Origin of the sequence: uncultured Clostridium sp. (genome assembly GCF_947039605.1) — a bacterium.
In the GTDB taxonomy this organism is placed as follows: domain Bacteria; phylum Bacillota; class Clostridia; order Clostridiales; family Clostridiaceae; genus Sarcina.
The window spans coordinates 1-17,250 of sequence record NZ_CAMQZG010000030.1 but is presented as its reverse complement, the minus strand read 5'-3'; the positions used below and the strand labels follow the sequence as shown (position 1 = coordinate 17,250).

Sequence of the window (17,250 nt, the reverse complement as noted above, 5' to 3'; positions counted from 1 at the left end):
ATGAAAAGAGTGCTTATTACTGGTGGAACAAGAGGAATTGGAAAAGCTATGGCAGTTGATTTTGCAAGAGCTGATTATGAAGTGCATATAGTTGGAAGAAATAAAGAACAAGGGCAAAAAGTTATAGATGAATTAGAAAATATTAATCCTAAAGGAATACATAAATTATTTATTGTTGACTTAGAATCAATAGAAGAAAACAAAAAGTTTGTATGTGAATATAAAAGTTTGTATAAACAGCTAGATTTATTAATTTTAAATGCAAATATTAGACCAAGGAAAATAGCGGATTTAACTAATGAAGGTTATAACAATATATTTATGGTAGGATGTATTTCAAGATATTTATTTATAAAAGAATTTGAAGATATTTTATTGACATCTAAAGAGGGTAAAATAGTTCATATAGGTGATGCAAGACTTTTGCAAAAAATAAATGAAAAAAATTTAAAGGTAGATGGAATTTCAGGAATGAAGTCATTACTTTCAGCTTATACAGGAAGTGCTTATTTTAATTATTTCTTAAATGATAGAGAAATAATTAAAGTACCTAGTATCTTTGTAAATCCAGGAATGGTTGATACTAATAATGAGCAGGGAGAAAAATCAAGTTTTTGGATTCGTATGATTTCTAAAAAGCCAGAAGTAGTTTCAAAGAGAATTGTTGATAATATTATTATGATAAGTTCAAATGAGAGTGCAAAAAAGTTTTATAATATAGATAAACTTTGCAGCTTAGATAAAAAGATTAGTAAAAAAGAAAATAATTTTAATAAGTTGTATGAAATAGTTCAAAACATTATAACTGTCAATCACATAAACTAAGTTTCTTACATATAAGTTTATGTGTAATATAATTAGATCAAGGAGGAAAGAGATTTGATAGAAGTTAAAAATATAATTAAAAAGTATCAAATGGGAAAAGAAACAATAGTAGCTTTAAATAATGTATCTTTGAAAATAGAGGATGGGGAGTTTTTAGCAATAATAGGACCATCAGGGTCAGGGAAGTCTACTATGATGCATATTATAGGAGGACTTGATACACCTACTAGTGGGCAAGTCCTATTTGATGGAAAAGATATATCAAGTCATAAAGATAAAGAAATGGCTAGATTTAGAAATGAGGAGATTGGATTTGTATTCCAAGCATTCAATTTAGAGAATACTCAGACAGCTTTAGAAAATGTTATGATGCCATTAATTTTTTCAGGAATGGGAAAATCAGAACGAAAGAAGAAGGCTATGGCAGCGCTTGAAAAAGTTGAACTAGGTAAACTTGCAAAGCATAAACCAAGTGAAATGTCAGGGGGACAAAGACAAAGAGTTTCTATTGCTAGAGCGCTTGTTAACGACCCAAAGATAATATTTGCTGATGAGCCAACTGGGAATCTTGATTCTAAAACTGGTGAAAATATAATGAAGTTATTCCATGATTTAAATGATAAGGGATATACATTTATTATGGTTACTCATAACCCAGAAGAGGCTGAAAAAGCTAGAAGAATTGTTCATATTAGAGATGGTAATATAACTCATGACTCTGCAAATGAAGGAGTGAAGTAAAATGAAAATTTCTGATAATCTTTCAATGGCTTTTAGAGATTTAAACAGAAGAAAGAAAAGAACTTTTTTAACTTCACTTGGAATTACTGTCGGGGCTATTCTTATTATATTAATGGTTTCGCTTGGGATGATGATAAAAGGATTTTTAGTTGACACTGTAAATAGTGGTGGAAGCACAAAAAATGTAACAGTTCAAGCTTTAAAAGCAGATGCAGTTATGCCAACTAATCCAAAAGAAATGGCAAAAGATATGCCTCTTTGGATAAAAAATAATTTTAAAGCATTAAATGAAAATAGTTTAGCAGAGATTGCAAAAGTTAAAGATGTTCAAGGTATACAAGCATATATCAATGCAAGTCTTGCAGAAATTAAAATAGATAATAAAGTATACTATGGAAACTTCCCTATAAAAGGATATGATGCAAATTATGATACATATTTTGATTCAGATGTTAAAAATGCAAAAAGTTCATCAAAGGATGTAAACTTTAAGGCAATTATAGCAGGAAAAAATATTTCTAAAAATGTAGATAATGGAATTGTAGTTGGACAATCTTTATTAAAAGATATAGGTGTTTCAAATCCTTCTGATATAGTTGGAAAGAATTTAAGCTTTGTAATAAATAATATAGAAGGAAAACCAGTTACTCCAATGACAAAAGAATTTAAGGTTGTAGGTGTAGAAAGTAAGTATATGCCAGATGGTAATAAATTTGTTATGAGTGCTAAAAATGCAGGTGATATAGCTGGATTCTTACAATACAATCCACAATTTATGAAAGACTATGGCTATAATGGTGTTGTTGTTGAGGCTAATAATATGAATAATGTAGCTAGTGTTCAAGCAGCAGTTCAAAAAATAGGTTATCAAGCAACTTCAGATAAACAAAAAGTAGATAGTATTAATGAGAATTTTGGGAATATAATTTTAGTTCTATCAATACTTGGAATTATTGTTTTAATAGTTGCAGCTATAGGAATAATTAATACAATGATTATGGCAGTAACAGAAAGAACAAAAAGTATTGGAGTTATGAAGTCAGTTGGAGCGAGTAATTCAGATGTAAAATCAATGTTTCTTGTTCAGTCAGGGGCTATAGGTCTTGTTGGAGGAGTTATTGGTTCAATTATAAGTGTAGTTTTATTTAAGGTAATTAGTATAGGTATTGCTCATATGCTTACAAAACAAGGGCAGGGAGTAAGTCTACTTAGCAATGTACCTTGGTGGCTTATACTTGCAACAATAATATTTTCAATAGTTGTTTCAGTTCTAGCAGGAGTTTACCCTGCATCAAGAGCAGCAAAACTTGACCCAGTAGAATCATTAAGACAGTAGAGAGGAGCAGTATTATGAAATTAACAGATGGAATAGCTATGGCAGCTAGAGATATTAGTAGAAGAAAACTTAGAAGTATTCTTACTATAATTGCAATTTCTGTTGGTAGTATGTTACTTGTGTCTATGCAAGGACTTGGTGGTACTATCAGTAAAACAGCAACAACATTTATATCAAGCTTTGGTAATTTAGAGCAGGTTATGGTTCTACCAGAGAAATATAATGCAGATAAATCGAATATGGCAGTAAATCAGCAAATGAGCCAAGGAATGAGTTTTTTACCATATACAGCAAATAAACAATTAAATCCTAAAGAAGAGGATAACTCAAAGAAAATTACAAATGCAACACTTGCAAGTGTAATGAAAATTAAAAATGTAAAAGATCTTAATGCATATAATGCTACAAAAGCAAGTAGTGTTAAAATTTCAGGAGTTAAAGAAGATGGAACAAGTCCATTAATTCTTGGATATGCAAAAGATTATAAATATACTCAAGAGGGTAAAATTGTAGCAGGAAAAGATTTAACAGGAAAGGCTAATGAGTTTCTTGTAAGTAAAGATTATCTAAAGGGTATGGGAATTACTGATTATAAGTCAGTAGTAGGTAAGGAAATAACTTTCACAGTTAAAATGCCAGATATCCCAGGAATGCCGATTAGAAAACCTTTGATAGTAAAAGGAATAGTTCAAGGAGTTTATACTGAACCAAACTCTTATTATCCAGGTAATATAATAACTTTAAGTAGTGTAACACAAGAAATAACAGCTTATTATATGGGGAAAACATCAAGTGAGATAAAACCTACATATTCAATGGTTACTATTGATGTTCCAAATCAAAAAGTAATACCAGAAATTAATAAGCAAATAAATTCTACTCTTGGCTATACAACTTTTAGTCTTGGTGAAGTTGTTGGAATAGCAAGTGTATTTACAGGGTTTATTACTATTATTTTAGATATTGCAGCTATAATTGTTATAGCAGTTGCGAGTGTAGGGCTTGTAAATACTATGACAATGACAGTTCAAGAAAAAAGAAAATGGATAGGAATAATGAGAGCACTAGGAGCAAGAAAGAGTGATGTTAGATTAATATTCTTAACTCAATCAATAATTCTTGGAACTGTTGGAGGAATAGTTGGTTGTATTCTTGCAATAGTAGGAATCTTTGGCGTAAATAAATATTTAATATATATAGGAAAAGATTTTATAGTTAATTTAACACCAGCAAATGTATTGCTAGGATTTATTGTAGCTATAATAGTCTCAATACTTGCAGGGATAGCCCCAGCAGGGAAAGCTGCAAAGCTAGATGTTGTTGAAACAATTAATGAAGAGTAAAAATGTTAGGAAAATGTTAACAATAATGAATAAGAAGAAGTTATAATCTAAAGTAGAGGAATTATAGCTTCTTCTTTTTTTAGGTTAAGGAGAATAAATATGAAAAAAATAATTGTGGCAATTATAATTTCTATTTTAATAGTTATAGGTAGTGCATTTATTTATCTTAAATTTAATAAAATAAATGAAAGTATAAGTAGTAATAAAAATAAGCTTAATAATATTAAAACTGAAAGTGTAAAAGAAAAATTACAAAAGGAAAAGCAACAACAAAAACAAGTAGAAGAAACAAAGTTAGCAAGTTTAGGATTACATAAAGTTTATAAGTCGTATAATTTAGAGATTTATGTTAAAGATAATCAGGCAGTATACAATCAATATAAAGATATTTTTGATAAGCAATTAACAGGAAAATATATGATGTGTTCTGGAAAAATTATTATAAATAATACAAATATAGAAAATGGAAATCTTGTTGCAAAGTTTGACCTTATTACAAAAACTAAAGATGAGAAAAATTTAGTTTGGAATAGTAGTGAGAGTTTGCATTATATTATGGGTAATAATACGGCACCAAAGCCAGAAAGTTATCAAAAATTAGAGGGAAATCTCACAAACAATGGAGTTTTAATACCAAGAGGGACAAAGTATTTTTACATAACTGTAGAAGGAACTATATATAAAGATTATTTAGTTGAAGGACCTATTAAATCTAACTATAATCTTGACCCAACAGTAGATGCAAAATTTGATTTATATCAAAATAACTATATTCCATTTGATAAAAGCAAAGCGGTTTTATTTAATGCGAATGTTAGCAATATTATAGGAGATAATATTAATACTGATAAAGGTTGGGTTAGTGTAGATCAAAATGGAATTATAGCAGAATTAACTGCAAAAAAAATAGATGAGATAAATAAAACTCGAGAGATGAAATCATTTGTTTCATTAAGACAATATCCTAGTGAATATTCAGAAATTATTTATCAAAGTTTTAAAGAAAAGAAAATTTATATTTTAAATTCTATGGAAAATATAAATAATAGCAAATATTATTATGTAAATGTAGATGGGATTTATGGATGGGTAACATCAAAAGATTTAAGAGAAAACTAAGGAGGAATTATAATGGAAAATAATATTATTAATATCAACAAAACTGCAATGGTAGTAATTGATTTGCAAGAAGGAATTGCAAGAAGAGAGGGATTAGCACCATATAGTGGAGCACAGGTTATTGAAAAATCAGCTAAGATGGTAAAAGCTTTTAGAAAAAATGGTGGTGAAGTATTTTTAGTTAGAGTTACATCTGATGGAAAAGATGGGTTAAAACCAGCATTAGATAGCTATGCTACATCTCCATATAAAGAGGGATGGGATGTATTAGTTCCAGAACTTGCACAAATAGAAGGTGTAAAAGTTATAACTAAAAGACAATGGGGAGCTTTTTATGGAACAGAACTTGAACTTCAACTAAGAAGAAGAGGTATAGATACAATAGTTCTTTGTGGGATAGCAACAGGCATAGGAGTTGATACAACAGCTAGAGAAGCTTATCAAAGAGGATTTAATCAAATATTTGTATCAGATGCAATGACAGGTCTTTCAGTAGAAGAAAATACATATGTTTTGAAAAATATATTTCCTAGAATAGGAAGAATTAGAACTACAGAGGAGATTTTAGAATATTTTAAATAATTATTATAAAAATTGGGTATATTAAAACTAAGGATAAAATAGATGAAAAGGAGAGTTTTATGAGTGATGAATTTGATAATTTAGGTTATGGGAAAAGACCTTTTTATAAAAGGGTATGGTTTTGGATTTTAGTAGTAATACTTATAATACTTTTATCTATAGGAATAGCTATGTCGTATATGGTAACAGATATTAAGGAACAGGCAGAGGCAAGATTAGTAAATCCTATAATGAGAAGTTCAACTGTAGTAGTACAAAATATAACTAATGATGATGGAAATATAGATAATTCAAAAGCAAAAGCGGTCACTTTAAATTCAGGAAAGTATGCAGTAGGAAAAGAAATTGAGCAAGGATTTTATATTGTGCAAACATTAAAATCTGGGAAAATAAGTGTATATAATAGTAAAAATGAAAAAATACAAGAAACAGATGTAGTTGATAAAGGTGGTTCTATTCCTCTAAAATCTATCTTTTTATTAAAGGAAGGAGACACACTTGAGATAACAGGGATGAGTAGTGTTAAATTTAGCCCATATAAAAGAGATTTTAAAACTGTTTTAAGCACAGGGACATATGAAGTTGGAGTTGATATAAAGCAAGGGGATTATATTATGGAGATACCATCAAGCAGTGGGATGGTATCTGTAAATAACCCCATTGGGATACCATTATTCAGCCAAATTTTAAATAATCAGGGTTCTCAAAATATAAAACTAACATTGGCAAATGGCGATTCTATTAACGTAAATGGAGTTAGTGGGATACATCTTGTAGGAATTGATAAATCAAATAAATAAGAAAATGCAGGGGTATACCCTGCATTTTTTACTTATTTAAATAATGATAAATTTTTGTTCATAAAAGTATTTATATCATTATAAGACTTCTGAACTGTAATATTAAGTGCTTTTAAATTTTTAGGATTTGGAACCTTTACTAAAGCTTCTTTGTTGTAAGCAATAACTGCATTTATGTAAGCATTATTTTTAAGAGTTAATTCACTTAAAAATAATGATTCAGCACGCACATCAGATGACTGAAGTTTGCTAGCAGAAGAGCTTAAATTATCATTTAAAGCAGTGACTGCATTTTGAGAATCAGGATATAAATTCACAACATTATTATTATTCATAGACATATAAAGATTTTCATTAAATCTAAAGATACTATTTATAATTTTATCTTGTTTAGCTTTATATTCTTGAACTGGATTTATAGCTACCGGCTTAGGTAAACTGATTTTTGTTGGTGCAGTTACAACCTTAGGGAGTGGTTTTTCAGTAGATGTAAATAAAGCACTAATCACCCAATAGCCAGCAAATATAATTATTGCAAGAATAGTCATATTTCTTAAAAATTTAAAAAAATTAAAACGAGTTCTTCGATGAGTTGTTTTCTTTTGTTTATTATTCATTTTTTTTTGTATCCTTTGTTTGAAATTTAAGTATATTATATAACAAAGTTGTATTAAAGAGAAATAAGAAACATAAATACTACTTGGATGTAATTCTATATAATAGTTATATAAACTTACAAAATCTAATATAAAAATAAAAAACTCTCCTAATAGTATATTAGGAGAGTTCCTTTAAAACATCTATGCCGTGTTATAAATGTTTTTATGATAGCTAGTATTCTTAGTTAATAGCTATACCCTACATTTAATAGTATGGGTAAAAAAGAAAGATTTTATTCAGTATAGTCTCTATCAAGAGTAATTATACAATTATATTTTGGATGTTCAGCTTTTATAGTATTTTTAATAGAGTTAATAATTTCATCATCACTCATTATATTTTTAGATTTAGCAAAATGAACCACGATATCAAATCTTAAATCTATAGAATCTTTTTTTTCAATAATTCTAAAATCATGCATTGATTTTAATAAGGGATTGTATTCAATCATTTTAAGAAGCTTGTCCTTAACTATTACAGTTTCACCTTTTGCAATATAAATAGGATCCATATGAATTGTTAATAACAGTTTATGTTTTTCAGAGATTTCTCTTTCAGCTTGATCTATAGTATTATGCATATCTATTATATTAACATCTGCAGGAAATTCTACATGAACAGAAGCGACTGTATTCCCAACACCATAGTTATGAATCATTAAATCATGAATAGCAATAAAGTTATTATATTCCATAAGTTCATTTGTTATTTGTTCTACAAATTCAGGGTCTGGTGCTTCACCTAAAAGCGAACTAATAGTTTCTTTTAAAAGTGAAAGTCCAGCATAAATTATGAAGAATGAAACAAGACCACCGACATAAGCATCAACAGGCACTGTTGTAAATTTAACTGCTAAAAATGAAATAGCGACGCAAGTTGATGCAAAAACATCACCAAAAGCATCCATACCAGTAGCTTTTATTGCACTAGAATTTATTTTTTTACCTATACTTGTATTAAAATATCCGAGCCAAAGCTTTACGAATATTGTAATTATTAAAAGTATAAAAGGTAGTAAAGCAAATTTAACTATAGAAGGATTAAGAATTCTTTCTATAGATGTTTTAAGAAATTCAAATCCTACAATCATTACCATGAAAGAAATTATAAATGCAGATATATACTCCATTCTTCCATGCCCAAAAGGATGCTCTTTGTCAGGTGGAGCTTGAGCTAATTTAAATCCAACGATTGTTATTATAGATGATAATACATCTGATAAGTTATTAAAAGCATCAGCAGTTATTGCTATACTTCCAGTTATAAAACCGATAACAAATTTAATAACAAATAAAATTAGATTAGAAATTATTCCAATCACACTAGCAAGATATCCATAAGAACTTCTTACTTTTTCGTCTTTATAATTCTCATTATTTTCGACGAATTTTTTTATTAATATTTTTGAAAACATAGGTTACCTCCATTGAATTTAGACCTTATTATATTATAGCATAAAGCAAACTTTGTGAATTATTATTTGTTTAATGAAGAATTTATAAAGAATTTGCTAATTTATTTAAAAAATGGTTGAAAAAGGACGATAAATGATATAATAATGGAGTGTAACCAAATTGTAATCATTTAGAGGGGTAAAAAGATGAAAAATAATAAGTTAAAAGCACTTTTGATGTCAACAGCAATCTTTACAGGAGCAATGTTAGATAGTTCAACTTTAGCTTTAGCAGAAGATATGACAACAAATGCAGAATTTTTGAAGAATACTGGAGAAGTAACACAACAGGTAAATGAAAAATCAACTCCGGTTATCAATGGGATAAAGGTCAATAAACAATTAATCGATATTAACTATTCAAAAGGTGTAACAATATCACCTAAATATATTGTAATACATGACACTGATAATAGAGCAGCAACAGCAGATGCGATGGCAAATAGAAATTATTTTGCAAATCATCCAAATGCAAAATCATCAGCACATTACATAATAGACGATTCGAATATAGTACAAGCTTTGGAAGATACTTGGAAAGGTTGGCATGTAGGGGATGGGGGAAATAGTGCAGCAGTGCAAAATGGTAACTCAATTGGAATTGAACTTGCAGTAAATAGTGGAAATAATTTTGATAAAACATACCAGACAGGTATAGAACTTACAAGACATCTTATGAGAAAGTATAATATTCCTGCACAAAATGTAGTAATGCATAATCATGCTTCAGGAAAAATTTGTTCTAGAATGATGATACAGGATAGACCTAACCTTTGGGAAGAATTTAAATCAAAAGCAGCAGTTGGAATGCCAGGAGAATCATTAGTCAATGATGGGATAGCACCAATAGCAAAAGGGAAGCTTATAAATGTTAGTTCATATTTAAATATAAGAACAGAGGCGAATGCCTATGCTCCAGTTTTAGGAAATGTTTATCCAAATAAAAGAATGAACATATATGGAGAAGAAAATGGTTACTATAAAGTAGATTTTATGGGTACTAGAAAAACTTATGGGTATGTAAAAAAAGAATATATTGAAATTTTGAGTGGTAATATTGATGAAGACACAGATGGAAGTACTCAAGATAAAGTTGAAATAAATAAAGATGGTTTAGTTTCAAATATTGCACTAGGATCAGCACTTAATGTAAGAAGTGGCCCAAGTACAGCCAATTCAGTTCAAGATAGATTGCCTAAAGATACAAAAGTTAAGGTTAATTATGAAACAAATAATTGGTATAACATAACTTATGGATCAGGAAAAATAGGCTATGTAAGTAAAAATTATATAACACTTTCTGAATCGGGAAATGAAGGGTCAGGTGGTGGAACTACAACTCCAGAAACTGATAAAAAGACTGGTATTGTTTACAATGTAAGTAATACTTTAAATGTTAGAAGTGGAGCTGGCACTAATCATGCAAAAGTAGGAATACTTAAAGCTAATGCGAGTGTTACTATAAATTATGCAAAAGATGGTTGGTACAATATTGATTTCAATGGGTCAACAGCTTTTGTAAGTGATGATTATATTAAAATTGTAGAAGATACGGATACAGATGGTAGTGGACAAGTAGATGTTACGCCAATAAATAAAGATGGTTTAGTATCAAATCTAGGTTCGGTATCAGCATTAAATGTAAGGACAGGCCCAGGAACTACAAATAGTATACAAGATAAGCTTCCTTTAAATACAAAGGTAAGAGTGAATCATAAAACAAAAAATGGTTGGTATAATATTAGTTATTCAGGAAAAACTGGATTTGTAAGTGGAGATTATATAAAGATTATAGAAGATAGTAGCACAGGTGGTGGTGGACAAACTGACACAACACCAGTAAATAAAGATGGCTTAGTAGCAAATCTAGGTTCAGTATCAGCATTAAATGTAAGGACAGGTCCAGGAACTACAAATAGCATACAAGATAAATTATCATTAAATACAAAAGTAAGAGTAAATTATAAAACAAAAAATGGGTGGTATAATATTAGCTATTCAGGAAAAACTGGATTTGTAAGTGATGATTATATAAAGCTTATAGAAGACGGGAATAGTGGAAGTACAGATGGGGGTAACATAAATCAAAATGGTACAGTTATCAATGTAAGCACATCATTAAATGTAAGAACTGGTCCAAGTACTTCTTATAGTATAAAAGATAAGATTTCAAAAGGAAAAGTTGTTAAAGTTAATTCAGAAAAAGATGGTTGGTATAATATTAGCTATGATGGAAAAATAGGATATGTAAGCAAAGATTATATTAAACTTTCAGGAAGTTCAAGTGGTGGTGGCTCAACAGGTGGGGACACTATAACACCAGAAACAGAAAAGAAAACAGGGTCAGTTATCAATGTAAGTAATACTTTAAATGTTAGAAGTGGTGCTGGAACTAACCACTCAAAAGTGGGGACTTTAAATAAAGATGCTAAGGTAACTATAAATTATGAGAAAAATGGTTGGTATAATATTAATTTTAATGGGTCAACAGCATTTGTAAGTAAAGATTATATAAAAGTTGATGATACAACAGTTGAGAGCACATCACAAAAAGGAAAGATAATAAATGTAAGCACTAATTTAAATGTTAGAGCTGGCAGAGGGACAAGCTATTCAATAGTAGGGTATGTTTTAGGTAATGAGATAATAACTGTTTTAGATCATAAAGAGGGATGGCATAAAATCGAATATACAACAAGTAGTGGTAAAAAAACAGGATATGTTAAAGATGATTTTGTGAAAATCTTATAAAAAATTTATGATAAAAAAGAGGAATGGAATTTATGAAGAAGAAAATAATAAACACACTGATTGCTACTTCGATAGTGACAGGAACTTTAGGGGTCAATACTAATATTGCAATTGCACAAGATAATGATGATATTCAAAGAGATTATCAAGAGGAAAATAAACTTTCAAAGGCTTCACATCGAGATATATTCCCAATTAAACATAATATAATGGGAGAAGCTAATGTATCAGCAGATGCATTTAAAGCATTTTTAAAAGCTCAGCAAGATAAATATGGATTTGAATATAAGTTAACTTGTAGCATGAATGAGTGGGTAGATACTGTATATGAAGAATCAAAAATAGAAGGTGTTAGAGCAGATATAGTTGTAGCACAAGCTATAAAAGAAACTGGTTATTTCAAGTTTGGTGGAGAACTGACTTATAAAGATAATAATTTTGCTGGGATTGGGGTTACTGGAGCATCAGGCGCATCAGAAAGCTTCCCAACAGCAAGAATTGGAATTAGAGCGCAAGTTCAACATTTAAAGGCGTATGGTTCAACACAGGCACTTATACAAAAATGTGTAGATCCAAGATTTAATCTTGTATCAAGAGGAAGTGGACCATCGGTTGAAGAACTTGCAGGTAGATGGGCATATCCAGGATATTCTACATCAAAATATAGTTCTTTAGAAGCTGCTGCAAAATCTAATGATTCTTATGGGCAACAAATTTATAAATTAATTGACCAAGCTAGAGTTCATGATGGAGATACATCAAAACCAGATATTGATGAGCCAGATGTTGAAATATCAAAGCCAGATTCAAGTTTAATTGCAAAAGGTAAAGTTACAGGAATAAGTTCAAGATTAAATGTAAGAAGTGGAGCTGGGACGAATCATTCTATTGTTTCAAGTCTTAGAAATAATCAAAGTGTTAATATATATGAAAAAACAAATAGTTGGTATAAAATTGATTATGCTATAAATGGTAGTACGAGTTATGGTTATGTTAGTGACAAGTATATTAATATAACTGAAAATCTTGAAAAACCAGATACATCAAAACCTGTAGAACCAGAAAAGCCTGATACTGGAAATGGTATTAAGGAGGGGCAAGTTATAAATATAAGTTCAAGATTAAATGTAAGAAGTGGGGCAGGAACAAATTATTCTGTCATTACAACTATTACAAATAATACAAAACTTACAATAAACTCAGAAAAGAGTGGATGGTATCATGTAACACTTGCTAATGGTAGATCGGGATATGTAAGTAGCAAATATATAAAAGTATTATCTTCTTCAGGAAATGACAGTGATGAAAATATAGAAAATATTAAAAGAGGTAAAGTTACGGGGATAAGCACAATTTTAAATGTAAGAAATGGTGCAAGTATGTCAAGTTCAGTTATAACTTACCTAAGAAATAATGAAACTGTTGAAATAATAGGAGAGTCAGGAAGTTGGTATAAGATTAAATCATCTAAAGCTAATTCTGCTTATGTTTCAAAAAAATATATCAAACTAGGTTAATATAAAAAGGTATGGAATCGTAAGATTCTATACCTTTTTTTAGTATAATTGAATTTGATAGTTAATGATAATAATTATTAAGTAAAAGAGAGTTAAATGAGGATTTCGCAACTTTTTGAGTAGGTAAAAGATTTATAAAAGGTGTATAATAAATATTAATAATAGTGCGTGAAGGAGAAATTAACTATGAAAAAGCAAATAGCAAATGAATTAATAGATTTTATATATGATAGTCCAACAGCTTATAATGCAGTAGAAACATTAAGAGCATGGCTTATAAAGGAAGGGTTTATAGAAATTAAATCAAGCGATAGATGGAACCTTTTAGAGGGTGGAAAGTATTTTGTTGATAAAAATAATAGTGGACTTGTTGCATTTACAGTAGGGTCTGGAAATGTTGCAGAACATGGATTTAAATTAATAGGGGCGCACACAGATGCACCTGGTTTTAGAATTAAACCATCACCAGATATGAAAGTAGAAAAAAATTATGTAAAACTTAATACAGAAGTTTATGGAGGACCAATATTAAATACTTGGTTTGATAGACCTCTTGGAATTGCTGGAAGAGTTACTCTTGTTTCAGAAAATCCATTAAAACCTGTAAGTAAGATAATAAATATAAATAAACCAGTTATGATAATACCAAATGTAGCTATTCATATGAATAGAGAGATAAATAATGGTATTAAAATAAATCCGCAAAAAGATACATTACCACTGCTTGCATTGATGAATGAAGAAATGGAGAAAGAAAATTATTTATTAACTCTTTTAGCAGATGAGATGGGAGTTGAGGTTGAGGATATATTAGATTTTGAACTTATGCCATATGAATATCAAAAAGGTTCAATAATTGGATTAAATGAAGAATTTATTTCAACAGGAAGACTTGATAACCTTGCGATGATACAAGCTGGTACAAAGGCTTTAGTAGATGCTAAAGTTAAAAATGGAGTAAATGTTATGCTTTGCTATGATAATGAAGAAGTTGGTAGTAGAACAAAGCAGGGAGCAGATTCACCATTCTTCCCAGAGGTTTTAGAGAGAATAGTTCTTTCACTTGGTGGGGATAGAGAAGATTTATTTAGAGCAGTGGCAAATTCATTCTTAATTTCTGCAGATTTAGCACATGCTATTCATCCAAATGCTACAGAGAAGCACGACCCAGTAGTCAGACCAATGATGGGAAAAGGTCCAGTTATAAAAATAGCTGCATCACAAAGTTATTCTACAGATAGTGAGGGAGCTGCTACGTTTGAAATGGTTGCTAGAAAAGCAGATGTTTCAGTTCAAAGATTTGTAAATAGATCAGATGTTAGAGGCGGGTCAACAATAGGGCCTATAGCTGCATCACACTTAGCTGTTAAAACAGTTGATATGGGAAATGCTGTTCTTGCAATGCACTCAATAAGAGAGCTTGGTTCAGTTGATGATCATGCGGATTGTATAAAAGTATTTACAGAATTCTTTAATTTATAAAAGTATTTATATTAGGGGAGCATTTGATGAAAATGTTCCTTTTTTATAAATAAATTATTAATTGATAAAAAAACTTGATAAAAAATAAAAAATACTTTATACTTTATTTAGAAAGAAGTAATAATGATTATTACTTAATAAGATAGAAAACTTTAACAAAAGATAAAAGGAGAATATAAATATGCCAGCAGTAATTGAAAAAAGACCTTCAGATTCAAAGATAATAACAAGTGAAGTGGTATGGCCGCATAAAGCAAACATAGCAGGAAATATGCATGGTGGAGAAATAATGAAAATAATGGATTCAACAGCATATGCAGCATCAAGAAGATATGCAAATACGAATACGGTAACAGCTAGAGTTGATGAACTTCAATTCCATTCACCAGTATACATAGGAGACTTATTAACATGTACAGCAGAGGTTGTTTATGTTGGAAGATCTTCAATGGAAGTTAAAGTAATAGTAGAGGTTGAAAGCCTTGAGTGTAAAGATGTATGTTATAGAAATAAAGCATTATCAGCATACTTTACAATGGTTGCTTTAGATGAAAATAATAAGCCAGTACAAGTACCTACTTTAGTAATTGAAACAGAAAAAGAAAAAGCTAATTATGAAGAGGGTAAAGAAAAATACGAAGCTCAAAAAAAGAAAAAATAGTATAATTCATAGTTATGAGTTAGAATATAAATAAAAAATAAAGTTTTATAGATTTATTAGTAAATCTATGAAACTTTATTTTTTATAATTAAATTTTTATAAAGGAGAAATAATTAAATTATAAATTTAGTTATATAAACAGATGAAAAATAATATAGTCAAAGGGACGAGTCAAGGGCTTATGGCAGGGCTTATGTGGGGATTAGATACAGTTTTTAGTGCTATGGCATTATCAATGTTTCCATTTATAAGTTTAAAACAAGCCGCTTTAATGGCACCTTTTGTAGGGGTGTTTTTCCATGATTCAATATCAGGGATTTGGACATTTATATACATAGTTATAACAGGTAAACTTCGTGATTTATTAAGGGTTATGAAAACTAAGTCTGTTAGAACAGCAGTAATGATTGGGGTTTTAGCAGGACCTATTGCAATGACAGGGTACTATGGGGCTGTTAATTATATGGGGGCATCTAATGCGGCCACATTTACAGCTATATATCCAGCCGTTGGAGCATTATTTTCAACAATAGTTTTAAGAGAGAGATTAAATTATAAAGCATGGCTTGGTCTTGGGCTTACAATTATAGGAGTTATAATTTTAGGTTATGGTGGAGATTCACAGTCAATGACTACAACGGGTATTTTATTTGGTCTTATGGCAATTCTAGGATGGGGTGGAGAAACTGTTTTATGTTCAGTTGGATTTGAAGCAAATGAAAATTTAAAGCCAGAGTACATACTTCAAATAAGGCAGATAATTTCAGGGTTTACATATCTTATAATTTTCTTGCCACTTTTATCAGCATTTCCAGTTGTCAAAGATGTAATATTTTATAAAGAAACATTATTTGTATTTGGACTTGCAGCACTTGCAGGAACTATATCAATAATATTTTATTATAAGACTATAGATTCAGTTGGACCAACAAAGGCAATGGGGCTTAATTCAACAGCTTCTATTTGGTCAATGATATTTGCATTAATTATCCAAGGGAAGTCTATAACTCCAACAATGATAATTGCAGCAGTTATAGTTATATTTGGAACTCTTTATATGGTTTCACAACCACGAAGAAAAGCAGAAAAGAAGCATTCTTAATTTAGGATGTTTCTTTTTTTATAGTGTTTTTTATGAAAGAAATAAAATTATCAATAAAAAAAATTTATGTAAAATAAGAAAGTTTTTTAAAGAAAAAAGTTAAAAAATAATCATATATAGAGCATAAGTATGAATATATTTATAACAAAAGGAGGGATTATATATGGATTTTAAAGAGTTTATTCAAAATGATAGAGAAAGCCGTAATAATTATAAATTTGAAGGTACGTTTATAGAGTATCTAGAGCTTGTTAAAGATAATCCTGATATAACTGAATTATCACATAAAAGAATTTATAAACTATTGATGGAACAAGGTGCACAAATTTTAAAGCCAGAGGATAACCAAAAGATTAAAAAACTTTATGGCAATGAAAAAATCAAAAAGTACAATTTCTTCAAAGATGATTTTTATGGAATAGATAAGGTAATAATGAAACTTATGAATTACTTCTATTCAGCATCAATGAAAGGTGAAGAAGCAAGACAGGTTTTATATCTTGTAGGACCAGTTGGTGCGGGTAAATCTTCCCTTGTTGAAGCAGTTAAAAAAGTACTTGAAACAGCACCACCTATTTATAGTATAAAAGGATGTCCAATGCATGAAGAACCAATGCATCTTATACCTAAGCATCTTAGAACACAATTTGAGGAGCTTTTAGGTATTCAAATAGAGGGAGATTTATGTCCAATATGTAAGCACAGACTTATGAATGAGTATAATGGAGAATATGAAAATGTTCCTGTTGAAACTAAACATTTTTCAATTCGTTCAAGAAAAGGGATTGGGGTAGTGCCACCAGTTGACCCTAATAATCAGGATACTAGTATTCTAAATGGGTCAATTGATATTTCAAGAATGGATATGTATGCAGAGG

14 protein-coding genes and 1 pseudogene are annotated in these 17,250 nt (G+C 29.7%); 13 read left to right on the top strand and 2 right to left on the bottom strand.

From position 1 onward, the window contains the following. The 7 genes from Q0V24_RS11625 (at position 1) to Q0V24_RS11595 (ending at position 6,746) form a co-directional block, all read left to right on the top strand. Positions 1 to 825, top strand: a complete 825-nt coding sequence (locus tag Q0V24_RS11625) for an SDR family NAD(P)-dependent oxidoreductase (protein ID WP_297521660.1) — start codon at positions 1 to 3, stop codon at positions 823 to 825. Positions 826 to 879: 54 nt separating this feature from the next. Then, positions 880 to 1,566: an ABC transporter ATP-binding protein gene (locus Q0V24_RS11620; protein ID WP_297521658.1), complete on the top strand. Its 687-nt coding sequence runs from the start codon at positions 880 to 882 to the stop codon at positions 1,564 to 1,566. A gap of 1 nt (position 1,567) precedes the next feature. After that, a complete protein-coding gene (locus tag Q0V24_RS11615) occupies positions 1,568 to 2,902 on the top strand; it encodes an FtsX-like permease family protein (RefSeq protein WP_297521656.1) in 1,335 nt (444 codons plus the stop codon). Positions 2,903 to 2,916: 14 nt separating this feature from the next. Continuing rightward, on the top strand, positions 2,917 to 4,245 hold the full coding sequence (locus tag Q0V24_RS11610) for an ABC transporter permease (RefSeq protein ID WP_297521654.1): 1,329 nt from the start codon (positions 2,917 to 2,919) through the stop codon (positions 4,243 to 4,245). A 99-nt stretch (positions 4,246 to 4,344) separates the two neighbouring features. Then, positions 4,345 to 5,364: a hypothetical protein gene (locus Q0V24_RS11605; RefSeq protein ID WP_297521652.1), complete on the top strand. Its 1,020-nt coding sequence runs from the start codon at positions 4,345 to 4,347 to the stop codon at positions 5,362 to 5,364. A 12-nt stretch (positions 5,365 to 5,376) separates the two neighbouring features. Next, positions 5,377 to 5,946 carry an isochorismatase family protein gene (locus Q0V24_RS11600; protein WP_297521650.1) on the top strand — a complete coding sequence of 190 codons (570 nt, stop codon included), beginning with the start codon at positions 5,377 to 5,379 and terminating at the stop codon, positions 5,944 to 5,946. A 59-nt stretch (positions 5,947 to 6,005) separates the two neighbouring features. Further along, complete coding sequence (locus tag Q0V24_RS11595; protein ID WP_297521648.1) at positions 6,006 to 6,746, top strand: hypothetical protein; 741 nt, start codon at positions 6,006 to 6,008, stop codon at positions 6,744 to 6,746. A gap of 32 nt (positions 6,747 to 6,778) precedes the next feature. Here the strand turns inward: Q0V24_RS11595 and Q0V24_RS11590 are convergent, their stop codons facing one another. Together Q0V24_RS11590 and Q0V24_RS11585 are read right to left on the bottom strand one after the other, a co-directional pair. Then, complete coding sequence (locus Q0V24_RS11590) at positions 6,779 to 7,363, bottom strand: hypothetical protein (RefSeq protein WP_297521646.1); 585 nt, start codon at positions 7,361 to 7,363, stop codon at positions 6,779 to 6,781. Positions 7,364 to 7,638: 275 nt separating this feature from the next. Next, positions 7,639 to 8,820 (bottom strand): cation diffusion facilitator family transporter, encoded by a 1,182-nt coding sequence (locus Q0V24_RS11585; protein ID WP_297521644.1) that lies wholly within the window; start codon positions 8,818 to 8,820, stop codon positions 7,639 to 7,641. Positions 8,821 to 9,006: 186 nt separating this feature from the next. Here Q0V24_RS11585 and Q0V24_RS11580 point away from each other — a divergent pair, with 186 nt between their 5' ends. From Q0V24_RS11580 to Q0V24_RS11555, 6 genes and pseudogenes are all read left to right on the top strand, one after another. Further along, on the top strand, positions 9,007 to 11,610 hold the full coding sequence (locus tag Q0V24_RS11580; protein WP_297521642.1) for an SH3 domain-containing protein: 2,604 nt from the start codon (positions 9,007 to 9,009) through the stop codon (positions 11,608 to 11,610). Positions 11,611 to 11,642: 32 nt separating this feature from the next. Further along, on the top strand, positions 11,643 to 13,127 hold the full coding sequence (locus Q0V24_RS11575) for an SH3 domain-containing protein (protein ID WP_297521641.1): 1,485 nt from the start codon (positions 11,643 to 11,645) through the stop codon (positions 13,125 to 13,127). 186 nt (positions 13,128 to 13,313) lie between these two features. Then, the gene (locus Q0V24_RS11570) at positions 13,314 to 14,609 is read left to right on the top strand and encodes a M18 family aminopeptidase (protein WP_297521639.1); all 1,296 of its coding nucleotides are present in this window, start codon (positions 13,314 to 13,316) and stop codon (positions 14,607 to 14,609) included. Positions 14,610 to 14,790: 181 nt separating this feature from the next. Further along, a complete protein-coding gene (locus tag Q0V24_RS11565) occupies positions 14,791 to 15,270 on the top strand; it encodes an acyl-CoA thioesterase (RefSeq protein ID WP_297521637.1) in 480 nt (159 codons plus the stop codon). 142 nt (positions 15,271 to 15,412) lie between these two features. Next, the gene (locus Q0V24_RS11560; RefSeq protein WP_297521635.1) at positions 15,413 to 16,372 is read left to right on the top strand and encodes a DMT family transporter; all 960 of its coding nucleotides are present in this window, start codon (positions 15,413 to 15,415) and stop codon (positions 16,370 to 16,372) included. A 163-nt stretch (positions 16,373 to 16,535) separates the two neighbouring features. After that, positions 16,536 to 17,250, top strand: a pseudogene (locus Q0V24_RS11555) (serine protein kinase); the annotation flags it as partial.

Excerpts from the sequence above, each read along its gene's own strand:
- Q0V24_RS11625 (WP_297521660.1), top strand. The coding sequence starts at position 1 with ATGAAAAGAGTGCTTATTACTGGTGGAACAAGAGGAATTGGAAAAGCT.
- Q0V24_RS11615 (WP_297521656.1), top strand. The coding sequence starts at position 1,568 with ATGAAAATTTCTGATAATCTTTCAATGGCTTTTAGAGATTTAAACAGA.
- Q0V24_RS11610 (WP_297521654.1), top strand. The coding sequence starts at position 2,917 with ATGAAATTAACAGATGGAATAGCTATGGCAGCTAGAGATATTAGTAGA.
- Q0V24_RS11605 (WP_297521652.1), top strand. The coding sequence starts at position 4,345 with ATGAAAAAAATAATTGTGGCAATTATAATTTCTATTTTAATAGTTATA.
- Q0V24_RS11600 (WP_297521650.1), top strand. The coding sequence starts at position 5,377 with ATGGAAAATAATATTATTAATATCAACAAAACTGCAATGGTAGTAATT.
- Q0V24_RS11595 (WP_297521648.1), top strand. The coding sequence starts at position 6,006 with ATGAGTGATGAATTTGATAATTTAGGTTATGGGAAAAGACCTTTTTAT.
- Q0V24_RS11590 (WP_297521646.1), bottom strand. The coding sequence starts at position 7,363 with ATGAATAATAAACAAAAGAAAACAACTCATCGAAGAACTCGTTTTAAT.
- Q0V24_RS11585 (WP_297521644.1), bottom strand. The coding sequence starts at position 8,820 with ATGTTTTCAAAAATATTAATAAAAAAATTCGTCGAAAATAATGAGAAT.
- Q0V24_RS11580 (WP_297521642.1), top strand. The coding sequence starts at position 9,007 with ATGAAAAATAATAAGTTAAAAGCACTTTTGATGTCAACAGCAATCTTT.
- Q0V24_RS11575 (WP_297521641.1), top strand. The coding sequence starts at position 11,643 with ATGAAGAAGAAAATAATAAACACACTGATTGCTACTTCGATAGTGACA.
- Q0V24_RS11570 (WP_297521639.1), top strand. The coding sequence starts at position 13,314 with ATGAAAAAGCAAATAGCAAATGAATTAATAGATTTTATATATGATAGT.
- Q0V24_RS11565 (WP_297521637.1), top strand. The coding sequence starts at position 14,791 with ATGCCAGCAGTAATTGAAAAAAGACCTTCAGATTCAAAGATAATAACA.
- Q0V24_RS11560 (WP_297521635.1), top strand. The coding sequence starts at position 15,413 with ATGAAAAATAATATAGTCAAAGGGACGAGTCAAGGGCTTATGGCAGGG.